This is a genomic window from Bacillus sp. TH25, from assembly GCF_016650935.1.
GTDB classification, from domain to species: domain Bacteria; phylum Bacillota; class Bacilli; order Bacillales; family Bacillaceae_G; genus Bacillus_A; species Bacillus_A mycoides.
Genome location: NZ_JAEKEU010000009.1, coordinates 742839 through 767538 on the forward strand (window position 1 = coordinate 742839; position 24700 = coordinate 767538).

A 24700-nucleotide genomic window follows, 5' to 3' on the forward strand; every position below is an offset into this window, starting at 1 on the left:
GACAAATAATTGTTATACCTTCAAACAATTCTCCTTTTCTAATGACTAGTTCTTACAAGAAACTTTTTTAGTAAGCGTATACTATCAATCACGATAAGTATTAATAAATATAAGAAAGATAGTATTAATACTGTACTTGGAATAGGTAGCATTCGAAATTTGTATAAAAACTTATCAATCGTATATATCCCTTGCTCATTCGTTATAGTAGTAGGAGTGAATATAAGGTGCTCTTGCCAATTATCTATCCAAGTTAAATCAACTGCGGAAAATTGCATCGTCCCTAACCACACGTAAAGAAAAATTGGTATGAGAATCATATATTGCAAGCTATGTAATATCTTTCTTTGCTTCTTACATTCAATCATTTGAAAGATAATAAGTGTCAGTACGTACACGATCGATAGAAGAAATACTATGGTGACAACTGGTTGAATTGAAAAAGCAAATAGCAATTTATCAATTTCACTAATTTGACTATATTCTGTTGCATTTTGAGGCGTAAAAATAAAATGTTGTTTATCAGCACCTATCATTAACTGACTCCCAACGAAACCAGTAAACATAAAGGTAAGAAATAATATAGGCAACACAAGAATATATTGCGCCCAAAATAACATGGTCCTTTTCAACATAACAGCCCCCTTTTTTATATAATAAGGAAAGAACTATCCTGTATACCGCGAATATAAAATGAGATATAATCACACTACATTAAGTATATTTAGGAAAATAACCCTTATATTGTATATTACCTTAAGTTATTAGAGAACAAAAATTCAGGAAATTAACCTTGTTTTATTTATGAATCTTACCGTGTAAATAGTATATATAACGAAATCAAAAAGGATGAGTCTCCCCATCCTTTCCCTCTTACACTTCGCCTTCCTTCACGAAATACACGTTCTCATATGCTGGTGTTAATTTAGATTCTTCATTTTTATCAATCTCTTTAAAGCAAGGATTCCCTTGTTTTTTCTTACGGTCTTCATATTCTGTCCGCAATTTCGCTGTACGATTTTGCTGATTTTCAAAGCTACTTTTTGACATTTCTAGTTTCACAGCGAAGCCATTTATAAATCTAATAATAAGATTTCCATCTTTTAATTCTTTATTACCTTCAATATGAAAATGAGATAACCACGCACACTCTTTTCGAGAATAAGAATACGTAGGGAAAAAATAAAGTTGATCTGTCGGACTAATTGCGATAGGAGCTTTATGTGTAATACGAGTTAACTCCTTCGTTCCTTCTTTTCTTCCAAAGAAACTAGAACCATGTTTCCGGCAACTTCTCTCTATAATATCAAGAGGCTTTTGAAATACGAAAAAAGAATCTTCCATTTCAACAATTCGCGTAACAACTTTCTTTTCTCCTAGAACAACAGGAAGTAAGGCCATTGTATTTTTGCTTACAACATAGTTTTCGACATAACGTTCTACTTTACTTTCCATAGTCTACTATCTCCTTTTTTCCATTTATATTAGCAGCTGCATATATAATTTTAGCACCTATGAAAAGGAAATGGTTTACAGATTACGCTTTTTTACAATCTTTTATCATTTATCAAACATTTTATAAATCTCAAAATAATAATATGAAAATAAACACGTTAATGACTATATAAAAATTATTTATAATCGCCCCCTCTTTTCACATCATTACAACAATCAACTTTGCTATAATTAAAATATAAATCAAATATACGGAGGTCTCTCATGGAAGAAAAGCAAGATCATCCAACAATTCAAATGAAAAATAGTAGCATTGTTATCGTAAAAAATTCAGCGAGTATTATATTCGGTTTATTTTTTATTTTACTGTTCTTCTCGAAGCCTTTTCGTAAATCTAAATGTCCAGAATGTAAGAAACGCGAAAAGAAAAAAGCTGTGAAGGAACACTAAAAGGCTTTCCTTTGCGGAAAGCCTTTTTACATATCGATTATCAGTTCATTGTTCTTCATATTCAACAAAAAAAAGGATGGCATAAGCCATCCTTTTTTCTATAATAAACTATAAAATTATAGTTTGATTACGTTTTTAGCTTGAGGTCCACGGTTGCCATCTTCGATTTCGAAGCTAACTTTTTGGCCTTCTTCTAAAGATTTGAAACCGTCAGTTTCGATTGCAGAGAAATGTACGAATACATCGTTTTCGCCTGGAACTTCGATGAAACCGAAGCCTTTTTCGTTGTTAAACCATTTTACTTGTCCTGTAACTGTCATAATTATTTCCTCCTAAGAAAATACATTTTATTATTTAGTCTTCATGTATAAAAAAAGAATCCACACATTATCAAATACGAAACATAAACTAGTTCTCACATACTTTTCCCCGTTTGTTTTCGGCATTTGATAATATATGGATTGCTTAATTTAATTATTCAACTGGTATTATCATAGCATACTTAAAATAGAATGTACAATCCTTTTTAAAAATAAAATTTCTAAATTTTAGTATTTCTTATAAAATATAACCACACCTATTCTAATAAGGAGGCGTGTATGACAGAAATAATCCCTAAAAAAACATTAAAGAGAATTGAAAAAGATATTGAAAATAACAACCTTGGAAAAGCAAGAGATAGATTACACGGATTAATCACTACTTATCCGAATGAATTAGCACTTAGGAAAAAACTCGGTGACATTTACTTTACATTACAATACCCAGAAATGGCTGGACGGTATTGGTATCTTGAAAAAGAGAAAACAGATGTTATGCACGCGGCATGTCTACAATTTGAAAAATCGATGGGAAACGACTCTTATCATATTGTACGTGCTTTAAAATTCAAAGGAGATCGTAACATTATTACAGGACTACACACCGAACGACCCTTACAGCCATTGCAGAAAAAAGTGATAGAGGAACTAATTGATGATTATGAAGAAACATGGAAAGACAAACTATTTACATGGGGCTGTCTATCATTATTCGCATTTCTTCTTTTTACTGCTATCGTTGGTATATTCACTATATTGGATTGGATATTTTAAATAGAAGTGAACGTCCCACAATACGACGACAAATAAAATTACATCAACTTTCCGACAAAGTTTAACAATGTCAGCGACGTAATAATAAATAAGAAAGGTGCCCCAAAAATATTTTTTGGGGCACCTACTTATACCTTTATTTCGTAAACTGTTCTTCTTCTGTGGATCCTTTTAGAGCAGTCGTTGATGAAGTACCGCCTGTAATCACTTGTGCTACTTCATCAAAGTATCCTGTTCCTACTTCGCGTTGATGGCGCGTTGCAGAGTAACCGTATTTCTCTGCTGCGAACTCTGCTTGTTGTAATTCAGAGTACGCTGCCATGCCGCGCTCTTTATAACCACGCGCTAATTCAAACATGCCGTAATTTAATGAATGGAATCCAGCAAGCGTTACGAACTGGAATTTATAACCGTACGATGCAATTTCTTTTTGGAAGCTTGCAATCGTTTTTTCATCTAATTTTTGTTTCCAGTTAAAAGAAGGGGAACAGTTGTAAGCAAGTAGCTTCCCTGGATATTTCTTATGAATTGCGTCCGCAAAGCGTTTTGCATCTTCTAAATTTGGCTCCGACGTTTCACACCAAACGAGATCTGCATACGGCGCATACGCTAAACCACGTGCAATTGCTTGATCAAGACCTGCTTTCGTATGATAAAACCCTTCTGGCGTTCTTTCACCTGTAATAAACTCTTGATCAACTGGATCGATATCGCTCGTAATTAAATCTGCCGCATCTGCATCTGTTCTTGCGACGATAATTGTTGGTACACCCATTACATCCGCAGCAAGACGTGCCGAAATTAAATTACGCACCGCTGTTTGCGTCGGTAATAATACTTTTCCGCCTAAATGCCCGCATTTTTTCTCTGAAGATAATTGGTCTTCAAAGTGCACGCCAGATGCACCCGCTTCAATCATCCCTTTCATTAATTCAAATACGTTTAACTGTCCACCAAACCCAGCTTCAGCATCCGCCACAATTGGGACGAAATAATCCGTATCACCCCTACCTTCCATATGCTGAATTTGATCAGCACGTTGAAGTGTTTGGTTAATTCGTTTTACAACAGCTGGCACACTGTTCGCCGGGTATAAGCTTTGGTCAGGATACATATGTCCAGAAAGGTTCGCATCTGCCGCTACTTGCCAACCGCTTAAATAAATTGCTTTTAATCCAGCCTTCACTTGTTGCATCGCTTGGTTTCCTGTTAATGCCCCAAGTGCATTAATATAATCTTCTGTATGAAGTGATTTCCAAAGCTTCTCTGCACCGCAGCGCGCTAACGTATGTTCAATATCAATCGATCCGCGCAGACGAATTACATCTTCAGCTGTATATGGACGTGTTACCCCTTTCCAGCGCGTATCTAGTTCCCAGCTTTCCTGCAATTTATCAATTCTTTCGTTTTTCATATGTTCCATCCCCTTTTCTTGTTTCTTATAAAATTTCATAACCCGGTAATGTTAAAAACGGCATGAACTCGTTATTACGAACAAGGTTTGTAAACAGTTTTGTAGCTTCTTCAAATCTCCCCTTATTAAATGCTTCCTGACCAATCTCTCTTTCTATTTTTGCTAGTTCTTCTTCTTTCAATTCTTCCATCAATTTAAAAGTGATATTACGGCCATCACTTAGCTTCCCGCCCTCATGACGAATCCACTGCCATACTTGTGCTCTTGATATTTCCGCTGTTGCCGCATCTTCCATTAAGTTATAAATTGGAGCTGCTCCTCTCCCGCTTAACCAAGATGCAATATATTGAATACCGACGTTAATATTCGTGCGAAGACCACCTTCTGTAATCGTTCCCATCGGTACTTCTAATAAATCATTTTCTGTTACACGTATTTCTTCACGCTTTCTAAAAATTTGATTTGGCGTTTTCATTATGTGATTAAATACTTCCATTGCAACCGGTACAAGTCCCGGGTGGGCAACCCAAGTCCCATCATGACCGTCTAAAGCTTCGCGCTCCTTATCAGCACGCACTTTCTCGAAAGCAGCCTCATTTGCTTCTGGATCATTTTTAATTGGGATTTGCGCCGCCATCCCTCCGATTGCTGGCGCGTTACGACGATGACACGTTTGAATAACTTTCAAAGAATACGCGCGCATAAACGGCGCTGTCATCGTGACTTGCGCTCTATCCGGAAGTAAAAATTCATTATGATTACGGAAGCTCTTTAAGAAACTAAATATATAATCCCATCGTCCGCAGTTTAAACCAGCAGAATGATCTCTTAGTTCATACAAAATTTCATCCATTTCAAATGAAGCGTGAATCGTTTCTATTAACACAGTCGCTTTAATCGTTCCGTTCGGAATGCCGATATACTTTTGAGCGAATATGAAAACGTCATTCCATAATCTTGCCTCTAAGTAACTTTCCATTTTCGGTAAGTAAAAGTACGGGCCACTTCCTTTTGCTAAAAGCACCTTTGCATTATGGAAAAAGTACAAGCCAAAATCTACTAAACTGCCAGACATGTTCTTGCCGTCAACTTGCATATGTTTTTCTTCTAAATGCCACCCTCTCGGACGCACAATTAATACAGCTGTTTTACTATTTAAACGATATTCTTTTCCGTTTTCATTTTTATGTGAGATCGTTCCCTTACTCGCATCTCGTAAGTTAATTTGACCTTCGACAGCATTTCTCCAAGTTGGTGCATTCGAATCTTCAAAGTCTGCCATAAAAAGATGTGCTCCTGAATTTAAAGCGTTAATGACCATCTTTCTATCCACCGGCCCAGTAATCTCCACGCGGCGATCCCCTAAATCTTTCGGAAGCTGGGCGATTGTCCAATCCCCTTCACGTATATGCTTTGTTTCTTCTAAAAACTTAGGAAACTCCCCTGCATCAATTCTTTTTTGTTTCTCCACACGCTTTTTTAAAAGTTCCGTGCGGCGTTCATTGAAATTTTCATGCAGTTCCTTTAAAAAACTAAGCGCCTCAGGTGTCAATATTTCGTTGTACGCTGGTAACATTTCTCCGGCCAGTGTAACCCGTGAAGTTTGCGTCGACATATTAGCATCCCCTTCTTAAACTGTCTTATAACAGATTTGATTTTATGTTTTATATTATATAACAAATCTTCAGAAAAGGAAGTTTTTTTGGAAATTTAATGGTTTTTTTACAAAACTGTATTCTTCCACCGGCATTACACATAAAAAGGAGCCGGTGTTATACAACACCGGCTCCTTTTTTATTATTTATTTAAACATTGAATTAAATAAGAACTGCGCATATTGTTCACGTGTTACTTTCATGTTCGGAGCGAAGTTACCCTTTCCATCTCCTACTGAAATACCATTTGAACCTACTGCATTAATCGCATTTTCTGCCCAATGTCCCTTTGGTACATCTTTAAATCCTGCTGGTCCTTGTACCTTTAACCCAAATGCTCTTGTAAGAACTTGTGCCATTTCTGCACGTGTTAATGTAGCTTTTGGTCTGAAGTTTCCATTCTCGTCACCTGTAAAGATACCTAATTCTGTTACCGCTAAAACTTCAAAAGGAAACATCGTTGAGTTATCATCAACAATATCATTATACGGGCTTTCTAATACCTCATCTTCACCAAATTCTTCATCAAGGTCCAGTGCACGATAAATTAAAGCAGCTACTTGTTCACGAGTTACATTATGCCCAAAACCAAACACGCCATTTCCGTAACCAAGCATAATTTCTTGTTCTGCTAAAGTTTGAATTGCTTCATAAGACCAATGTCCTGCTGGTACATCTTTAAATGTAACAGGAGCAGCTTGTTGTTGTTTCACAGCTACTTCAGCATTTGCTGTAGTACCTTGTCCGCTTAACCCAATTCCACCCATAATTGTTAAAGCTGTTGCTACTTTTAAAATCTTTTTCTTCACTGTATTCTCTCCCTAAAAAAACATATTTTTTTCTAATATAAAGAATTTATGGAAAAGTAACAATACACTTATCCATATAATGTTTGTCTAATTTGTGAACTGTATTTCATATACTTATCTTTATACTTAATTAACAATAAAGTTACTAAATCGTGCTTTTTTCCCATAAAAAGTAACTATAATTAACCTTTTTTTTCCATAAATACTAACCACCGAACTATGAACAGCAGAATAAATATACAGATAAACAATTTAAAATAAGAAAAAAGCGCGTAATTTCCGCGCTTTTTTTTAAAGAAATATGATATATTAATATAATTTTATTTTTCTTGTACTATATTTTTAAAAACTTCCGTTTCATGTTATTCATCTTTCAAATGAAAATTAATAATAGCTTTATATAAAAATGTTGCATATTGCTCACGTGTTACAATTTTATGCGGTTCAAACTTTCCATTTCCTGTTCCTACTATGACATTATTAGATTGCAAGGCACTAATTGCATTTTTCGCCCAGTAATTATTTGGTACATCTTTAAATGTATGCTGTTTCTTCACTTCAAAGGAATATGTCTGTGTAAGAACTTGCGCTACTTCTGCACGTGTTATTGTTTCTCTAGGTCTAAAGTTCCCCTTCTCATCACCTTTAAAAATACCGCGTTCTGTTAATGCTAAAATTTCATTTGGAAACATTGTTGATCTTTCAGAAATATCATTATACGGATTTTTTAACGGTCCTTCATGTTTTATATTAAGTGCGCGATACAGTATTGCCGCCACTTGTTCACGTGTTACGTTATCACCTACACCAAACTTTCCATTTCCATAACCTAGCATAATTTTATTATATGCCGCATCTAGAATATAATCATATGCCCAATGGTTTACTGGGACATCGTCAAATACAATCATTTCAGGATATTCTTCTGCTTTTATGTTAGGAAAATTTGCACTTACCAATAATCCACCCATAATAGTCGCTGCCGCCATTATACGGAACATTTTTTTCTTCATAGTCCTCGCTCCTTCATTTCCACTTTATTAAAAGTGGAACATAATAGACTAAATTCTTTCCCCATATTACATATGCTGTATTTGCAAGCCCTATGTAATATATTGCATTTTTAACATCTATTATTTTGAAGATTACTAGGAGAGCCAATTCGCTCTCAATTCCAATTGGTATTCTGAATTGCATGCAAATCATTTGAAGATATATTCTCATCTTTGCGCTCTAGTTTCTCTGTTTGATTTTCAAAAAGGATAAACAAAAGCTTTTGCAAAGATGTTATATATACAATATTCTACTATCTACTAATCAAGTCCTTCACTTATAAAAATTTCACTTTATAGACAAAAAAAGCGCAAATATCATATTTGCGCTTTTTTCGATCTTCATAGATTAATCGTTTGCGTAGAATCTATGAATTGCATTATTTAAGAACTTCGCATGCTGTTCACGGGTTACAAGTTTTTCTCGTTCAAATAAAGTGAAACTTTAATCAGTGGGGGTTTTGTTCATCCCCCACTGATTATTGGCTCTCACCAATCGGGCGTTTACGGGCAGCAGGGCTCCCACCTAACTTCTTTGCTCCACCTGAATTTTGAGGCAGGAGTTTTACTACCCACAAATAGCGGGATAAACCATTACCAGTTCCAACTATAGCTTTATTAGATTGTAAGGTGCTTATCGCATCTTTAGCCCAATCGTTTTCTGGTATGTCAGTAAATGTATGTTTTTCTTTCACTTAGAAAACCTTTATTTCTAAAAACTTCATCTTTCAGACAAAAAAGTACAGATTAATCTACTTGTACTTTTTTTATACTCTTATTTATTCCCATTTCCCTGGTGAATTATAAATTGCTTGTTGTAAAAACTTAGCGAATTGCCCACGTGTAACGAGCATTTCAGGCTCGAACTTACCATCTCCGGTTCCTACCACGACTTTATTAGACTGCAATGCACTAATTGCATCTCTTGCCCAGTAGTTTTCTAGTATATCTGTAAATGTATGCGGATGCTTTGCTTTTAACGTATATGCTTTCGTTAAAATTTGTGCTAATTCTGCACGAGTCAATGTTGCTTTCGGACGGAAATTCCCATTTTCGTCTCCTTTAAAAATACCAAGGCTTGTTAAATGTAAAATTTCGTAAGGGAACATTGTTGATTTCCCACTAATATCTCCATATGGATTCTCTTCAAATGGACTTCTTTTTAAATTGAGTGCGCGATGTAGTACTGCTGCTGCTTGTTCACGTGTTATATTATCTTCTACCCCAAACTTACCGTTTCCATATCCATACATAATACGGTGATATACTAAATTCATAATTTCATTATAAGCCCAATGATCATTTGCTAAATCATCAAATTCTAGCATAATATCAGGTGGAGGTGGAGATTGTTGAATTCCATCTGTATTTGCTGAAACAATATTACCGCTAACAAATATCCCCCCTATTAAAGTTAATGATGTCGCTATCTTTAATAACTTTTTCATCTCTCTCATCCGCCTCTTCCTTTATTTTCCTACTTTTATATTGTACAAAAAATAAGAAAATTCTCAATACGATAGGAGGTAATTTTTCACACTTCATAATACGTATTTTCTTTTACCACCACTTTTTCATCCTTCGTTTTTCGAAAAGTAAACGCCATTCCTACAAATATAAGAATAATCCCTACAATTTGCATACTAGTCGGTCTAAAACCGGTAAAGATCGTATCTAACAAAATTGCAACAGCAGGATCTAAAAACACTAATACAGAAATAAGTCTCGTCGGTAAATCTCTTAAACTGTCAAAAAATAAGTAATATACAAACCCAGTATGTATAAGACCTGTCGCTGTGATCATCATCCAGTTCATCTCTGTTAATCCTTGAAAATGTCCGAAATCTACGAATGGTAGCAATAAAAATATGCCTAAAAACGTTTGTAAAAAGGTCATCGCATATGCACTCGTATGCTGAATCCCCTTTCCTAGTAACGTGGTAAAAGCATAAAATAAAGCCGCAAGAAGTGCCCATACCATTCCAGATGACATTAATTTCTCAAGCGACATACTACCGTCCACTCCAGCTACTAACACTGTGCCGATAAAACAAATAACAATGGACATAACAGCAAATACTGTTAGCCTCTCTTTAAATACGATACTACCGATCATTAATACGATAATTGGAGCGAGATGATACACTGAAATCGCAATTGTAATCGACATGAGTTCAAACGCTTTAAATAAAAACACCCAGTTAAAAACGAGAAATACGCCACACGCTAATATTTGCACAATTTCTTTTTTATTCCATTTCTCATTTTTATATTGTCCTGTTGCAAACCAACATAGCGTTAAAAATAAAGTCGCACAAATACAACGAATAAATACTAATTCAAAAGATGGTAAACCCGTTTGGACAGAAAAAAATCCAATCGATCCGAAAATAGACATCGAAAGAATCATTTTTATAGCCGGCATTGATTTTGAATGAAACAATTTTCTCCTCCCCCTACAATCATCTCTTTATAAACTAAAAATTCTAAAAACATTATATATCATTATATATCACAATTGAAAAACTGTAAAAAAATAGAATGTAAAAAGTAGAATTCACACCAAATCTTCATAATAAAAAAATCATCCTTTATTTCTTATAAAGGATGATTTTTTTGCTATTTATTCAGAGGAATTTCACTATATATAAACTTAAATATACTATTTTTGAAGAGTAAATTGTGAAACAATCTGCTTTAATCCTCCTGCTACGCTATGCAGATGCTCAATTGAAACTGAGATTTCTTGAACTGATTTTTCTTGCTGTTGAATAGACTCTTTTACCCTATCAGTTCGATCAGATGACCTTTGAGAAATTTGCGCCATATCTTCTGTAGAAGCAGAAATCTCCTCACTACTCGCTGCAATTTCATCTGTAGACATAGATACCGTTTGAATTTGCTCAGATACTTGCTGCACTTTTTCTGTAATTGTTCCAAATACTTTTTCTGTATGCATTACTACTTGAGTACCTGCCTGCACCTCAGTATCTACTTTCCCCATCATATGTACCGTATGGTTCGTTGTTCCCATAACTTGAATAATAAGTTTCTCAATTTGTTTTGCAGAATCACTAGATTGTTCTGCTAATTTTCTTACTTCATCTGCCACAATTGCAAATCCTCTACCACTTTCTCCAGCACGTGCAGCCTCAATTGCGGCATTTAATGCTAATAAGTTAATCTGAGAGGTAATACCTTGCATAACATCAATGATTTTAACAATTTCTTCTGATTGTTCTTTCATAGTCTCTACTTGTTTCACACCGCTATGTACTGAATTTTGGATTGTATCCATCTGTTGAATCATTTGTTTCATTAATTTGTTACCACTCTCTGCATCTAATGCTGATTGAGCAGACAATTCATTTACAGAGGATGATGTATTCACTATGCTCTGCATTCCTTGTGTCAACTCTTCCATCGCACCCGCAGTTTGTTCCATTGCTTGCATTTGGCTCTCTGCGCCATTGGCAACTTCTTCAATATCCATAGTGATTTTCTTTGCTGCACCGCTAGATACTTCTGATGCAGATACTACTCCGTCTGCATGTTGGAATAAAAGCTGAATATTATTCTCTACTTCTTGCATATTTGTTCTTAGCCCTGCAATCATCTCGTTAAAATCACTTACTAATATACCTAATTCATCTTTAGCATTATAATCACCATGTACAGTTAAATCTCCCTCTTTTGCTCTTTCCATCATACGACTAACCGTTTGTAAAGGAGCAACTATAAGTTTGCTAATAATATAACTTACTATACATATAATGATTGTAGTAACTACTGCAAGAATGATAAAGGTAATAACGGACCGATCTATCATTTTTTGAGAATCTTTAAATACTTGGTCAGCTAAATTTGAAACATACTCTTCTAAATCTACAGCATAACCAGCTAACTCTACTCCCTTCGGTTTTAAGTCCTTTTGAAATTCGTTTACCATTTGAGATTCATTTGTTCCCTTTGCTTTGTCAAACAACTTCTTATATGTCTCCATATAACTTGGCAAAGATTTCTTCATCTTCTGAAACAGCTCATCCTCTTGCTTACTTAAATTAACGCCATCATCATATTCTTTTAATAAAGAATCATATTTTTTAAGATCCTTTTCAACATTACCAATAATCCCTTCTTTATTTGTCCCCTCATTTTGTGACGTTGTAATTAATTCTAGTAAGTTATATTCTAGTGAATTTTGTGTACGAAGCATTCCTTCTAATAAAACTGCAGAATTTTGATAATCATCTACTACAACCTCTGTATCGTGCTTAATCTTATTAATAGAATTAATTGCTACACAACTCATAATTGCCATGCCCAAAACTGCTAATGAGATAAGTAAGAATAATTTATGTTTCACTTTTAAATTTTGTAAAAAATACATATTTCCACCTTTATTCCTTTATATATAGATTTTTAGAATTTTATAGCTTATTATTTACAAAATCACAATAAAAAGCAATGATAAATATTCCCAATACTAAACTTATATTTCTATAAAAAAGAAGTAGCATAATCGCTACTTCTTGTTTTTTTGTTTTTCATATTGTTCAAACGTATGAATTCTTTCGAAAATTGGTGGATGTGTATATAAGAAAAATTTCACTAACGCAGGCGGATTCACTTGGCTTAAGCTTGTTTTTGATAAATATTGAAAAGTTTTCACACCAGACTTCCCATCTTTCGTCATATTTAAAGCATATTGATCTGCCGCTCGTTCTTCTATACGTGAAACGTAGTTTGTTGCTGGTTGTGATGCAAAAGATAATACAGAGGAAATTAAGAAAAATAAAGGTAAAATCGAGAAACATGCCATTTTTGAAATTTTCAGCGTATCTCCCCATTTTCGAATACACAAATTTAAAATTCGACTAATTACATACATACCTATAAACGATAGTAAAATATAACTCCCAACGCCCCAATATATATGTTTCATAACATAATGTCCCATTTCATGAGCCATTATAAATAAAATCTCTTTATCTTTTAATTGCTTAAGCGTCGTATCCCACATTACAATGCGAGAGTTAAGGCCAATTCCCGTTACATATGCATTTAACGAATTCGTTTTTTCCGACATATTTACTTCATATACGTGTTTAGCTGGAATATCAGCTTTATCTGCCATTGTCAAAATTTTCGTTTCTAATTCTTTATTTTTTAGCGTCGAGAAATCATTGTAAAGTGGATCAATAATAACAGGTTGCACGAACGTTAAAAAGATTGTAAATGGTACAGAGAGCGCCCATCCTGCTAACCACCATCTCTTCGGGAATTTACGGATAAGCCATAAAAGAACTGTAACAATGAGTAACATAGTCGCATAATTCACCCAAAAATCGATAACATGATCTTTTATCCAGCTTTGTGTACTTTGCGTGGAAATGCCGTAATCAACGGACACTTTACGCCCGATCCATTGCATCGGTAATGCAAGAACTGTTGTTAGTAGTGATAAATAAAAGAAATAAATCGCAACTTGTAAGACATTTATTTTGGTCGTTTCCTTCGACCATTTCTCAAACTTTTTTGAAATACCGAGCACGAGTACAAATAATAAAATAATCCATTCAAGAGGCGTCGCTAAAAAGAACAGTAAATTTTTCACACGCGAATAATCTTGACTTAGCGTAAGCTCCCTCGCATTCATAAAAGTTTCTGGATCTGCACTCGTTCCTTTATACATGTCCGGAATGAGTTCATGATTCCATCCAAATAAATACCAATATATAAGTAATGCAAACCCAGCGTACAAAAAAAGCGACCACCCAATAACTTTCCTCACGCTATTCCCTCCTCTATGCTGCCTGTCTATTCTTATTGTAAGTTCGTACATGCTAAATTAGAACAAGCTTATTACGCGAATTGCTCGAGATCCTTTTATTTACATAAAAAAACTCTTCTACAAAAAGAAGAGTTTTACCTACCTTTAGACACTTTCTTCGGTTCATAATCTGGAATAAGAAACGTACTTACAACCCCACATATTAAACCAGCGCCTTTTATATAGCGTATATATTCATAGTCTTGAAATATGACGCGCCCCCTTAAGGAAGTACATCCACTAATAAACTAAAATCTTGCAGAGAAAAAGAACTATATTTCATAATACCTTGCACAGCTAAAAGTAAAATAAGACCGGTCACACACATGTAATTAACGCTTTCTTCACTCTTTTTTTCAGCAACCATTCCGCCGCTTATACATAATATTCCCAACAAATGGAGTGCTAAATACATAAAGAAATACGCTTCCTCCCAGCGAAGAATAACATTGACTGTCGTTATCAGCACTATACTAAGCACAATCAAATAAAAAAACTTATTTGATGATATTGTTTCATTCATATAATTTTATACATCCCTTTCAAATTTCGAATTAATGATGTTTCAAAGCTATAAAGTAAATGATTGTTTTCATGCCATAAAACAAAAGGAAAGCCACTATTACTTTCTCGAATACTTTATGAACCCACATATACTTCTCTTCATCTTTTCTGAAGATACGCTTCATCATTTCTTCTACAACTAGACCAAATATTAGTAAAACCCCTAACACAATAAGAAGAGAAATAATATTTTCTTTTAAATGAGTACTAGAAAATAAGTAATACTCTGGAAACACAATCGTATCTACTACAGGTTGAAGCCAATGGCAAACGTTTCTATCACATATATCTGTAATAGACGTAGAATCTATAATGTCTTTCAATATTTTTTCAATCGTCTTCTTCATCTCATTTACTCCCCACTACGTCTGAAAAGTTTTTTTCCTGCTCTGCATATATAACTGGCACTTCTTTACTCCAGTATTTACGGTTAACAAATAAAAAGATGAGTACTAAATTTAATCCTGTTATAAAAATAATAAGTCCTGGAATGAACGTCGTATAGTTTGAGAAATCTGCAAAACTCATGATTTTTTCTCTACTTACTAGGAAAGATGCACAGAGTACAAATGTATTGTTTAACATATGTATCGCAATTGGCATGAGTAAGCTTTTCGTACGAATATATACGATTGATAATACGATACTAAATACGGCGGCACCGAGAAAATCGACATGTAATATCGCAAATAAAAGTGCCACTGCAATCATCGCTATACTCGTTCCCCATTTTGCAGCAAAGCGCTGAAGTAAAAATCCACGAAAAACAAACTCTCCGACAATAGGCGCGATAAATACAACCCTAATAAATTGAAATACATATCCCCCGGTACTATCTATAATCGGTTCATGCAAGGCATTCATAATAAAATCTGGTGTAATCCATGCAAAGCTGTACATATATAAAATAAGATAGCCGTAACTAAACATACAAAGCATAATCGCGATGTACAAAACTTGCACTAGGTTAAATGTTTCGTTTCTATTAATAAATAATGAAAATGAAACACGATGCTTTCTATATCCGTAAAAAATCCATATTATTGGAAGGATATAAAATATAAGCATATTTATAAAAGATGAATTTTGTATATGAAATGTACTTTCTAGCAATTCATTACTGCTTCGTGCTATTAAAATTAATAGTGCAAATACAATTAAAAAATATCTAGCTCGCATCGTTTGAAACGGATTCACATTCATCTCCTCCCCATGTTACTTTTATCATATCATTTGAATCTTAATTTTTTGTGAAAGAAAACCTTAAAATTTCCTTAAAAATTCCATAAGTTACAAAAAGATGATATGATATTCGAGGAAATTAGGAGGGATTCATATGTATCACGCAAATATTCTACTCATTGATGATGAAACAGCAATTTTACAATTACTAACTACCATTCTTGAAAAAGAAGGTTTTTCTCATATTACAACTGCAACATCTGCGGAAATAGCCTTATCTCTCACCGAGCAAAACAATTATGATTTAATTATTTTAGATGTAATGCTTCCTGGACAATCCGGTTTTGACATTTGTCCAATCATTCGCCAAAAAACGGATTGCCCTATCTTCTTCCTAACAGCAAAAACATCTGATGTAGATAAAATTTCCGGATTTTCATACGGTGCGGATGATTACATTACGAAACCATTTAATCCACTAGAAGTAGTCGCTCGTATGAAAGCTCAACTCCGAAGACATATGAAACAAAACATACAAGAACAAAGAATATACTCCTTTTCTTTTGGGAGATTTGAAATTGATCAACATTCTGCGGAACTAACAGTAGATGGAAACGTTGTCGAATGTTCCGCTCAACTCTTTCAACTACTACTATTCTTTTGTGAGAATCCGAACTACGTATTTTCGAAGGAAGAATTATATGAAAAAGTTTGGGGAGCACCCGCCTATAATGGAGATGATAATACTGTTATGGTTCACATTCGAAAACTACGTGAAAAAATTGAACAAGATCCAAGTAAACCAGAATACATAAAAACAGTTCGTGGACTTGGCTATAAGTTCATTACAAAGTAGGTTAAAGATATGAATTTTAATAAACGACTTATAATCCAGTTTATTTTACAACACGTTTTTGTCTTAGTTACGTTACTTATCGCAGTAATTGCTTCTTTTTCTTATTTAATTTTTCTTCTTAATAGTACTTTATATGAACCTAATATTTCTGATTATGATACCTTTACAATCTCCGAATATATTTCTTCTGAAGACAATAACATTACTTTAAAATCTGAGGTAAAAGATTTAATAACAGAAAAGAGTGATTGGCTTCAAATTGTAGATGAAGATGGAAAGGTCCTTTACAACTTTAATACGCCTAACGATGTTCCGACCTCATACACAAAGACATCCTTACTTACGTATTTACAGAATAGTAACAACAATATTTATAAATTTAACTATTGGGAAATTAAATTAGAAAAGAAACCAGTGATCGTTATTTACGGTGCCAAACTAAAAAGTAATGCATTACTAAAAACGATACAACAAGGACACCCTTCTTTATCATTAAATGAATTTGCATTAACTGAACAAGAAAAACAATTACTTTCTAAAGAAAAAGCAACACTGCAAATATTTAATAACAATGGCGAAGAAGTTTTTTCCTATCCAACTGGGAAGAAAAAAACATTTTCGGCTATAAAAACGGCTCTTAATGAAAAAGAACCGTGGAATTATAAAGAAAATACATCTAGTTTTTACGATTCAAATAGCGGTCATCTCGTCGTTGTATCCGCCCCAAACGCTCATTATTATCCAGATGATGAATTAGATGATATATTTACCAAGAAACTTCTAATCGGATGCAGCTTAATCCTCCTTATTGTGTTTGCTTATTTAGTCATTCTTTCAATTTGGTATGGAAATAAGTTTGGAAAGCCTTTATTACACACGATGCGCTGGCTTAAAAACATAGCCGGAGGAAAATATGAAGAACCTGTTAGTAAAAAAGGCAAACCTGTTCGGTTTCGGCGCTCCGGTAAAGAAAAATGGTCGTTCCGCATATTTAAAGATGTTACAAACTCACTAGAGCACCTTTCTATTACTTTGAAAAAGAACGATGCAATGAGAAAAGTACTGCAACAAACACGTGAAGAGTGGATTACTGGCCTGACGCATGATCTAAAAACACCGCTTAGCTCTATATACGGCTATGCATTATTACTAGAATCGAAGCAATATAATTGGACGGATCAAGACATTCAACAATTTGGCCATGTAATGAAAGAAAAATCTCAATATATGACTACATTAATTGACGACTTAAGCTTAACATATCAATTAAAAAATGATACTCTTCCTGCGCAACACGTAAATGTTGAAATTAATCAGTTCGTCCGAAAAGTACTATTACAATTTATTAATAACCCGACACTACAAAATCAAAACATTGAATTCGTGCCAAGTTCAAGCAAAATCCAATATTTTATTGAAGAAAAATGGTTCCAACGTATTATCGAAAACCTACTCGCAAACGCTGTAAAACATAATAATGAAACGACAAACGTAATCGTAAAACTTTCGCAAAATGCAAATTCATTTACACTATCTATTTCAGATAATGGAAAAGGTATGGATGATAAAACGAAAGAACTTCTATTCGAGCGATATTACAGAGGAACGAATACAGAAGAAAGCAACATCGGAACTGGACTTGGTCTCGCCATTACAAAACAGCTCGTTCATGCCCATAACGGAACGATTTTCATTGATAGTGAACTTGGAAAAGGAACGACGATTATACTTGTGTTTCCGTTTAGTTCGTAGAAAAAGGTGCTTTTATAAAGCACCTTTCTCTTTTCGGAGCAGCGCACTAGTAAATGAAATTATATCGACTTAACTATAAAATACAACAATAGTAGCAACCTATTAATAAAAGAAGACCGTCCAAAAATACCTTTTGAACGGTCTTTCTTTCTATTATTTCTTCTTCACTGGTATCCAAAGCTCAACTTGAGCAAACTCACTCTTATCTGCATGGCAACGCTCATCGTACTGTTCAAACTCTGTAACTCCGCAATGTTCATATCCTGAATGCGGGAACCATTCTGAGAATACTGCATTCCACGTTTGGTGAATAGACGATACCATTTCTTCATGAGGAACTTTCGGCGTTGTAAATACTGCATACGTTGCGGATGGGAATGTACGTTTTGCAACTGCATTTGGTACATTTTCAAAGTCTGTAACTTCCATTCCAATAATATAAGTGAAGTCCCCTGTTTCTAAATTAAAATCAGTACATAATCCTAGCTCTACCCATTGGCTCGTATCTTTACGATTCGGAATCGTCGTTCCAAGATCTTTTTGTAAATATTCTTGCCAAAATGCTGGAATGTCTTGATGGTTTTTTCCTTCTTTACTTGTCGTCTTCAGCTCATAACCCGCCATTAAAAATTCTGGTTTATTTACAATACGATATTCCATTTGTATGCCCCCTAAATATGGATTTAATTTTCTTTGTTTTACATTCACTCTATAATACATTGGTGTTTCAATTTCTTGTTTTCGATATTCACTTGGTGTCATTTGAAATAATTTTTTAAAGGCTCTCGTGAACGTTTCGTGAGATTGAAAGCCATGCTCAAATGCGATATCAATAACTTTTTCATCCGTATGAGAAAGTTGATAAGCTGCCCGGGCTAACCTCCTCTTTCGAACATACTCCATTACTGTATCGCCTACTAACGCCTGGAATACACGATGAAAATGCGACTCAGAAAAACCTGCAACACGTGCTAAATTACGCAGCGTTTGTTTTTCCATTACATCTTCCTCAATATAATCAATTGACCTTTGAATTTGTGTTTCATAGCTTTCCATCTCTGTTCACCCGCCTTATATGTATTATGATAAAAGAGAATCCTATCCAATTCTTGACGTTTTTTACTATAATTCTGTAAAAATTGTAACTTTTTTATATGTATTTCGTTGTTATGTATGAAGGGAGGGAAATGTAGTGAAACAAAGTCAATCATTAGAAGAAATTTACTCCGAGCATATGCAAGATTTATTTCGCTATCTTCTCTCCCTAACCGGAGATTCTCATAGTGCTGAAGATCTCATGCAAGAAACATTTTACCGGATGCTCGTCCATATTGACTATTATAAAGGAGAAGAAATTAGGCCGTGGTTATTTACAATCGCCTACAACGCCTTTATCGATTGGTACCGAAAAGAAAAGAAGTATAAAACAACGCAAATTAAAGAATTCCACTTACCAAACGTGCCAAGTACAGAACACTCTTATTTCGTAAAACATGAGATTGCTAGTTGGTTACAAAGTATATCCTCTCTTCCGCTCGAAAAACGAAATGTGTTGCTACTACGAGATTACTACGGATTCTCTTATAAGGAAATAGCAGAAATGACTGGTCTCTCGTTAGCAAAAGTAAAAATTGAATTACACCGAGGACGAAAAGAAACGAAAAGCATAAAGGAGTGATACAGATGGGTTGTGCAGAGTTTAAAAAACTGTGGACGAAATACGAAAAAGGAACGCTCACACATGATGAACAAGAGCAGCTAGAGAGTCATATTGAGACTTGCGAAGAGTGTGAAGTGCATTTGGATGAGTTGCTTGCGAAGACCGAAGCCGTTAAGAAAAGGTTACCGCCAAAAGATCTTAAAGTTCCTTTTTGGAGGATTAAGTGGAAACATCGGTTACAAACGGTTGGTTTTATACTAGCAATTTGTATCGTTATATATATAATCGGCGGGGTATTATCTGCCTTTTACTTTCAAGCTGATAATGATAAAAGGCTAAAAGAAATAAGAGATGTTCCTTCTCTTGCACTTGAAGCAACTATCCCAAATAGCCGCGTCATGGGGGGCGGAACAAGTGTAGAAGCTTTCTTTCGAACTAACAGCCAATTTGATTTAGTCAAAACGATTGGTAAAAAAGAAATGCCTCTCGGTACAATAGAAACGAGCAGCTTCTTATCTTCTTTAAATATCACACATAAATCTTGGGTGAACATGCACTATCAACCGAACATCCACTTTGTTCATCCAAAAATAAAACAAGGTGATTATTTGAAAGAAGCATCTAAAAAGGTTTGGGATACACTTGCAAAGGTACATGAGGGAACCGTTGCAGAAGTAGCAATATCTTTTGACAAACCTTACACTTTACAGGAATTAGAACCACTTTTATATGGCGTATTTGAAGCACAAGAACTCCCTCCAACTCCTGTATGGTACGCCTTAGATACGGGACAAGAAAGAATAAACGAAGAAGATTTCATCCTATCTGGGGACGAATTTATAGGATTTCCAGAACATATAGGATTCCTTGATGATGAAACAGAAAATCTGAAAACACAAGAGGCTAAAGTTATTGAAATGATGCGTATTCTTTCTGCGCATGAAAAAACTGTAAGTAAAGTTGCTATGCTACCTGAGGGTCAGCTGAACTTAGATAAACGTTATAAATATGTAAAAGATAACGGCGTAAAAGTATACGGCATTGTCATTACTGGGCCGTCGAAAGAATTATTAAAATTACAAAGCTCCCCGCATGTACGTTATGCGACTCTTGGAGATATTGAGGTTTGGAATTGGTTTGATTAGTGAAAATGAAAAGGTTGTGTAGAAAATAGTAGCTATTTTCTACACAACCTTTTTAATAATTTAAAACCTATATTTCACTAACAGAATCCGTGAATAAAGCGTGGAATACGTTAACTTCCCCCATACGTAAACATTCCGTTTCTATATCAGGAATTGCAGTTCTAGCAACCTCTCTTTCTACTCTTACAAATCCTTTTGTATTCATTAGTTTTTCAAATTCACAAATGGTATCCATTTCTACATCGATTGTTTCAAAAGTCCATTCCCTTACATCTTCATCATATGTTGTTTTTAATACGTAGTAATAATAATATTTATCAAGTAAGCTAACAAAAACCCCTAAATCAAGGCGCTCGCCTCTTGATTTTCTTATCCAATCAATATCATCATTTAACATCGGTTCTTTTCCATTTAGTAACACATTATATTCTAGACAATTATATAGGTTTAAATCTGTATAGTCTGACACGTGATAATCACAAAATGTTGACTCGATTAAAGACAAAACTTCCTTTTGAGAGCTTTCGTTTTTTATAAAGCTCTCTTTTAAGGCTACAAACCTTTTATGTTCTTTGGACTCCTCGTACAATCCTTCTTCTTTCACAATATTTTTCGGAAAGAATTTGTAAACCGCTTCTTTTAATTCATCCATCATTTCAGGTTTTGCCGTTTTAACCATTCTGTAAATCCCCCTATGTTAAAAAGAATTCTCGCCGCAATAAAGAATCATACCCTAAATATGTTATTAATTAACAAATAAATTATATTAAAATAAGCGATACGATTCAATTCTGGTTTTTAAAAATTTTTCTGTTATAATGGCTGATTCCGAACATTATATTTATCATAATATAAAAATAACAACAAAAAACGACAAAAAACTTTAAATTACCTTAAAAAATATAACAATCCATATATAAAGAACGAAAGATTCTAAAGAGATTATTGAAAAATATATTATTTTTGTCACATTAAAAATTAGTACTTTTTTCACAAATTATTTTTGTTGGAAAACTTTACAAGTTTTGTTTTTTACCATAAAAGGCATTTGTCTGGTAAAATAAAGTAGTATCGTAAAAATGTAACACATTTCCATACGAACAACCCTTTAAAGCGAAAAGGTGTCATCATAATTGATGACACCTTTTCCTATTACAAATAAACTAATTAGAAATCACTTTCACATACATCCCTCTTATCGCCTTTTCATAAGCGATATCGCTCATCTGTCTTATTTTTTCCGATACAACAGACGATCGAATAACTTCACCTTCACGAAGTAATGGAGGATCAATAAGACGCACTTTATTTTTCTGATGTAGATCATACTCATTTCTATCTTCTTTTACTTCTATACTTGGATGAACTTTTCTTAATAAAGCATCTACTTCTTGATCTTTACATAGCTGCAATTTCGTAATAAGCTCATGATCTTCAAGAAGAAAATCATCTGGATGGATTATCTTTTTATGAAGGGCTAATTTTAACGTTTTAGCTAACATATCGTTTCCATAAATATTACTTGGTTTCATAAAGAAATCGATTACTTCTTTGTAATACGTCTTCGTAAACCATTCAGCAATCTCGATATTTTGAAGAACCATTTTTCCATTCACTGCAATCAAATCTTCTAAAAAATTTTGAGCTTCTTCTAAAGAAACATATCCATATGTATACATATCTCTCAATGTGTAATCCACTCGGTCTGCACATAATTCTGGTGCGGATCTTTCCAGTAACGTCCACTTCGAATCATCTAACAAAATATCTTCATAGTTATAACCATGTTTTGAAAGAATCGCCGGAATTTCCGAGTTTTTAACGACAGCACTAAATATTTCTTCATGATAACTTTCATTTTCGTTATCAAAAACATAATCAATCACATGAGAAAAAGCAGTATGCGATACGTCATGCAGTAAACCAGCAATCTGTTCTTCTACTGAACCACCAAGCTTTTTAATTAACAACATAGCACCAACTGAATGATCAAAACGTGTTACATTCCATTTCTCGTTCATTAAGTAACTTGCTCCGGCCTGATGAACCCCTTTCAGCCTTTGCACATGTTTACTTAAAATTAATTCTTCTAACACTTTATCTACTTTAAACTCACCGTATATAACATCTGATATGATCACTTATAATCCCCCTTTTCAAGCAGAGTCTTCTTATAGTATCTCTTTTTTCAGAGAGTAAATAAAGAACTTCACTCGAATATTTTGTGCCTTTAAATTAAAAAATAGAGAGCACTCAGCTCTCTATTTCACATACCTATTCAAACGTAACTTCCACCTGCACAATCTCAGATCTACTTCCAAGTCTAAGCGGTGGTCCCCAAAATCCGAATCCAGAAGAAACAATCGCGTGAAATGCACCTTTTTGTGCGTATCCCCAGTCTAATTCGTACATTCTTCTCGTCACAATATGATTCGGCGCCATTTGTCCGCGGTGCGTGTGACCGGATAATAGTAAATCAACGCCGGCATCCGCTGCTTGTTTTAATTCAAATGGTTGGTGATCCATTGCGATAACAGGAAGCGATTTATCTACCGTACTCATTAGATTTTCAAAACTTTGACGATCACGCTCTGTTTTATCTCTTCTTCCAACGAGATAAAAATCATCTTCAATTGTAATGACTTCATCTAAAAGAATACGAATATCAATCTTATCCATCTCTTGTAAAAACTCCGGAACAGCTCGGCCGTAATATTCATGGTTTCCTAACACACCATATACGCCTAATGGAGCTTTCATCTGTTTCATGATTGGACCCATATTTTTTTGAATGAACACACCTGGATGATCATCTATAATATCACCAGGCAGTAAAATAATATCTGGTTTCATTTCATTTACATGGTGGACAAGTCTCTTTAAATGAGCAACTCCAGACAGTTTACCGAAATGCATATCAGAAGCCATCGCAATACGTAAACTTTTACGTCCTTCTACCTTTTTCGGTATATGTACATCATACTTTCTTACAACCGGGCTATACGCATTAAATACCCCGTATGCGAAGATAAAGAAAAATACGAGTAAAGTGACTGCCCCTGTCCAAATAATTGCCGTGTCTTTCTCTATAGAAAACTGTAAAAAGAAGACTGCAATATCGGCTAATGGCAATAACATGAGCGCATATTGTATAACCGCAAACCAAATTGAACCGACAGTTCGCAGGAAAGGAAGGAATTTAAACACTTGCACGAGAATATACGCATATGAAATGAAGCCAACTACGAAAGCGTAATATCCCCAAGATTCCCAGCCCAATACCGCATGAAGCCAAACCCAGCCGTTCCAGCCAATGTAAAACATAAGTAGTGTGTATACAATTAAAATAGTGAATATATTGAGATAACGAAAATTTTTCACTGCTAGCCTCCTTATTGATTTCTTCTATTATATCTTGTTATGCACTTATAACGTAAATATTAAGCACAGCAATCTTCACAATAAAAACATTGATAAGCACATCGTTTTAAAATTTTTAGGAACTGCTGTAATGGGGATTTTGGAATCTTACGTGTTAGACGAAATTGATAATGATATCGAATATGTTGCGACGCAGGTTGGGGAATTGATGAGGCGGAATATATAAAGGTTATGAAAAAATGCACTCAATAATTTGGATGCATTTTCATTCTCAACGCGGAAACTCCATGTTTTGCGGATTTTTATTTTAACCGATAATACGTTCTTCCGCATAACAAGCAAATACTTGTTTTTTCCGAACGTAAAGATACTATATAATATTCATCGGTAAAATGCCC

General features: G+C 34.4%; 26 protein-coding genes and 1 pseudogene. 7 read left to right on the forward strand and 20 right to left on the reverse strand.

Translation table 11 applies throughout. The annotated features are described in order from the left end of the window. Positions 1-38 precede the first annotated feature (38 nt). Together JFT89_RS08370 and JFT89_RS08375 are read right to left on the reverse strand one after the other, a co-directional pair. Positions 39-635: a DUF4306 domain-containing protein gene (locus JFT89_RS08370; protein ID WP_016094565.1), complete on the reverse strand. Its 597-nt coding sequence runs from the start codon at positions 633-635 to the stop codon at positions 39-41. Between the two features lie 238 nt (positions 636-873). Continuing rightward, positions 874-1455 (reverse strand): competence protein ComK, encoded by a 582-nt coding sequence (locus JFT89_RS08375; RefSeq protein WP_002064195.1) that lies wholly within the window; start codon positions 1453-1455, stop codon positions 874-876. Between the two features lie 264 nt (positions 1456-1719). Between JFT89_RS08375 and JFT89_RS08380 the strand changes: the two genes are divergently transcribed. After that, positions 1720-1905, forward strand: coding sequence for a hypothetical protein (locus JFT89_RS08380; RefSeq protein ID WP_002064194.1), 186 nt, complete (start codon positions 1720-1722; stop codon positions 1903-1905). Positions 1906-2021: 116 nt separating this feature from the next. On the opposite strand, the gene cspA is transcribed toward JFT89_RS08380, so the two are convergent. Continuing rightward, complete coding sequence (gene cspA, locus JFT89_RS08385; protein ID WP_002011282.1) at positions 2022-2225, reverse strand: RNA chaperone/antiterminator CspA; 204 nt, start codon at positions 2223-2225, stop codon at positions 2022-2024. 279 nt (positions 2226-2504) lie between these two features. Here cspA and JFT89_RS08390 point away from each other — a divergent pair, with 279 nt between their 5' ends. Beyond that, positions 2505-2999 (forward strand): DUF6584 family protein, encoded by a 495-nt coding sequence (locus tag JFT89_RS08390; RefSeq protein ID WP_002011284.1) that lies wholly within the window; start codon positions 2505-2507, stop codon positions 2997-2999. A gap of 136 nt (positions 3000-3135) precedes the next feature. Here JFT89_RS08390 and aceA read toward each other — a convergent pair whose 3' ends face one another. The 13 genes and pseudogenes from aceA to JFT89_RS08450 form a co-directional block, all read right to left on the reverse strand. Continuing rightward, on the reverse strand, positions 3136-4413 hold the full coding sequence (gene aceA / locus JFT89_RS08395) for an isocitrate lyase (protein WP_002134911.1): 1278 nt from the start codon (positions 4411-4413) through the stop codon (positions 3136-3138). A gap of 25 nt (positions 4414-4438) precedes the next feature. Continuing rightward, positions 4439-6028, reverse strand: a complete 1590-nt coding sequence (gene aceB, locus JFT89_RS08400; RefSeq protein WP_033706522.1) for a malate synthase A — start codon at positions 6026-6028, stop codon at positions 4439-4441. Between the two features lie 186 nt (positions 6029-6214). Further along, the gene (locus tag JFT89_RS08405) at positions 6215-6877 is read right to left on the reverse strand and encodes an S-layer homology domain-containing protein (protein ID WP_201039745.1); all 663 of its coding nucleotides are present in this window, start codon (positions 6875-6877) and stop codon (positions 6215-6217) included. A 362-nt stretch (positions 6878-7239) separates the two neighbouring features. Further along, positions 7240-7890 carry an S-layer homology domain-containing protein gene (locus JFT89_RS08410; RefSeq protein WP_201039746.1) on the reverse strand — a complete coding sequence of 217 codons (651 nt, stop codon included), beginning with the start codon at positions 7888-7890 and terminating at the stop codon, positions 7240-7242. A 518-nt stretch (positions 7891-8408) separates the two neighbouring features. Continuing rightward, on the reverse strand, positions 8409-8624 hold the full coding sequence (locus JFT89_RS30715; protein ID WP_016094567.1) for an S-layer homology domain-containing protein: 216 nt from the start codon (positions 8622-8624) through the stop codon (positions 8409-8411). Between the two features lie 84 nt (positions 8625-8708). After that, positions 8709-9386, reverse strand: a complete 678-nt coding sequence (locus tag JFT89_RS08420) for an S-layer homology domain-containing protein (protein ID WP_002011235.1) — start codon at positions 9384-9386, stop codon at positions 8709-8711. A 77-nt stretch (positions 9387-9463) separates the two neighbouring features. Next, complete coding sequence (locus tag JFT89_RS08425) at positions 9464-10372, reverse strand: DMT family transporter (protein ID WP_002166166.1); 909 nt, start codon at positions 10370-10372, stop codon at positions 9464-9466. Between the two features lie 219 nt (positions 10373-10591). Further along, positions 10592-11545: a methyl-accepting chemotaxis protein gene (locus tag JFT89_RS30880; protein WP_420042247.1), complete on the reverse strand. Its 954-nt coding sequence runs from the start codon at positions 11543-11545 to the stop codon at positions 10592-10594. Next, positions 11540-12319: pseudogene (locus JFT89_RS30885) on the reverse strand (MCP four helix bundle domain-containing protein); the annotation flags it as partial. The pseudogene JFT89_RS30885 and the gene JFT89_RS30880, both read right to left, overlap by 6 nt. A 135-nt stretch (positions 12320-12454) precedes the next feature. Beyond that, positions 12455-13723: a M48 family metallopeptidase gene (locus tag JFT89_RS08435; RefSeq protein WP_033706521.1), complete on the reverse strand. Its 1269-nt coding sequence runs from the start codon at positions 13721-13723 to the stop codon at positions 12455-12457. A gap of 262 nt (positions 13724-13985) precedes the next feature. Then, positions 13986-14285: a hypothetical protein gene (locus JFT89_RS08440; RefSeq protein WP_033706520.1), complete on the reverse strand. Its 300-nt coding sequence runs from the start codon at positions 14283-14285 to the stop codon at positions 13986-13988. A 31-nt stretch (positions 14286-14316) separates the two neighbouring features. Continuing rightward, on the reverse strand, positions 14317-14673 hold the full coding sequence (locus tag JFT89_RS08445; RefSeq protein ID WP_201039747.1) for a hypothetical protein: 357 nt from the start codon (positions 14671-14673) through the stop codon (positions 14317-14319). Between the two features lies 1 nt (position 14674). Further along, positions 14675-15523 (reverse strand): CPBP family intramembrane glutamic endopeptidase, encoded by an 849-nt coding sequence (locus JFT89_RS08450; protein ID WP_201039748.1) that lies wholly within the window; start codon positions 15521-15523, stop codon positions 14675-14677. A 139-nt stretch (positions 15524-15662) separates the two neighbouring features. Between JFT89_RS08450 and JFT89_RS08455 the strand changes: the two genes are divergently transcribed. Both JFT89_RS08455 and JFT89_RS08460 read left to right on the forward strand, forming a co-directional pair. Beyond that, on the forward strand, positions 15663-16364 hold the full coding sequence (locus JFT89_RS08455) for a response regulator transcription factor (RefSeq protein ID WP_002064182.1): 702 nt from the start codon (positions 15663-15665) through the stop codon (positions 16362-16364). A gap of 9 nt (positions 16365-16373) precedes the next feature. Beyond that, complete coding sequence (locus tag JFT89_RS08460; protein ID WP_002064181.1) at positions 16374-18116, forward strand: ATP-binding response regulator; 1743 nt, start codon at positions 16374-16376, stop codon at positions 18114-18116. A 153-nt stretch (positions 18117-18269) separates the two neighbouring features. Here the strand turns inward: JFT89_RS08460 and JFT89_RS08465 are convergent, their stop codons facing one another. Beyond that, the gene (locus tag JFT89_RS08465) at positions 18270-19172 is read right to left on the reverse strand and encodes an AraC family transcriptional regulator (RefSeq protein WP_002064180.1); all 903 of its coding nucleotides are present in this window, start codon (positions 19170-19172) and stop codon (positions 18270-18272) included. Positions 19173-19308: 136 nt separating this feature from the next. On the opposite strand from JFT89_RS08465, the gene JFT89_RS08470 reads away from it, so the two are divergent. Further along, positions 19309-19794, forward strand: a complete 486-nt coding sequence (locus JFT89_RS08470; RefSeq protein ID WP_002011219.1) for an RNA polymerase sigma factor — start codon at positions 19309-19311, stop codon at positions 19792-19794. Between the two features lie 5 nt (positions 19795-19799). Next, the gene (locus JFT89_RS08475; RefSeq protein WP_201039749.1) at positions 19800-20921 is read left to right on the forward strand and encodes an anti-sigma factor; all 1122 of its coding nucleotides are present in this window, start codon (positions 19800-19802) and stop codon (positions 20919-20921) included. A gap of 67 nt (positions 20922-20988) precedes the next feature. Here the strand turns inward: JFT89_RS08475 and JFT89_RS08480 are convergent, their stop codons facing one another. The 3 genes from JFT89_RS08480 to JFT89_RS08490 all read right to left on the reverse strand — a co-directional run bounded on the left by JFT89_RS08480 (position 20989) and on the right by JFT89_RS08490 (position 24302). Further along, positions 20989-21600, reverse strand: a complete 612-nt coding sequence (locus JFT89_RS08480) for a hypothetical protein (protein ID WP_002064178.1) — start codon at positions 21598-21600, stop codon at positions 20989-20991. Between the two features lie 484 nt (positions 21601-22084). Then, on the reverse strand, positions 22085-23062 hold the full coding sequence (locus JFT89_RS08485; RefSeq protein WP_002064177.1) for an HD domain-containing protein: 978 nt from the start codon (positions 23060-23062) through the stop codon (positions 22085-22087). A 133-nt stretch (positions 23063-23195) separates the two neighbouring features. Further along, positions 23196-24302, reverse strand: coding sequence for a metallophosphoesterase (locus JFT89_RS08490; RefSeq protein ID WP_201039750.1), 1107 nt, complete (start codon positions 24300-24302; stop codon positions 23196-23198). 34 nt (positions 24303-24336) lie between these two features. Here JFT89_RS08490 and JFT89_RS08495 point away from each other — a divergent pair, with 34 nt between their 5' ends. Next, positions 24337-24528: a TetR family transcriptional regulator gene (locus JFT89_RS08495; RefSeq protein ID WP_201039751.1), complete on the forward strand. Its 192-nt coding sequence runs from the start codon at positions 24337-24339 to the stop codon at positions 24526-24528. Positions 24529-24700 lie beyond the last annotated feature (172 nt).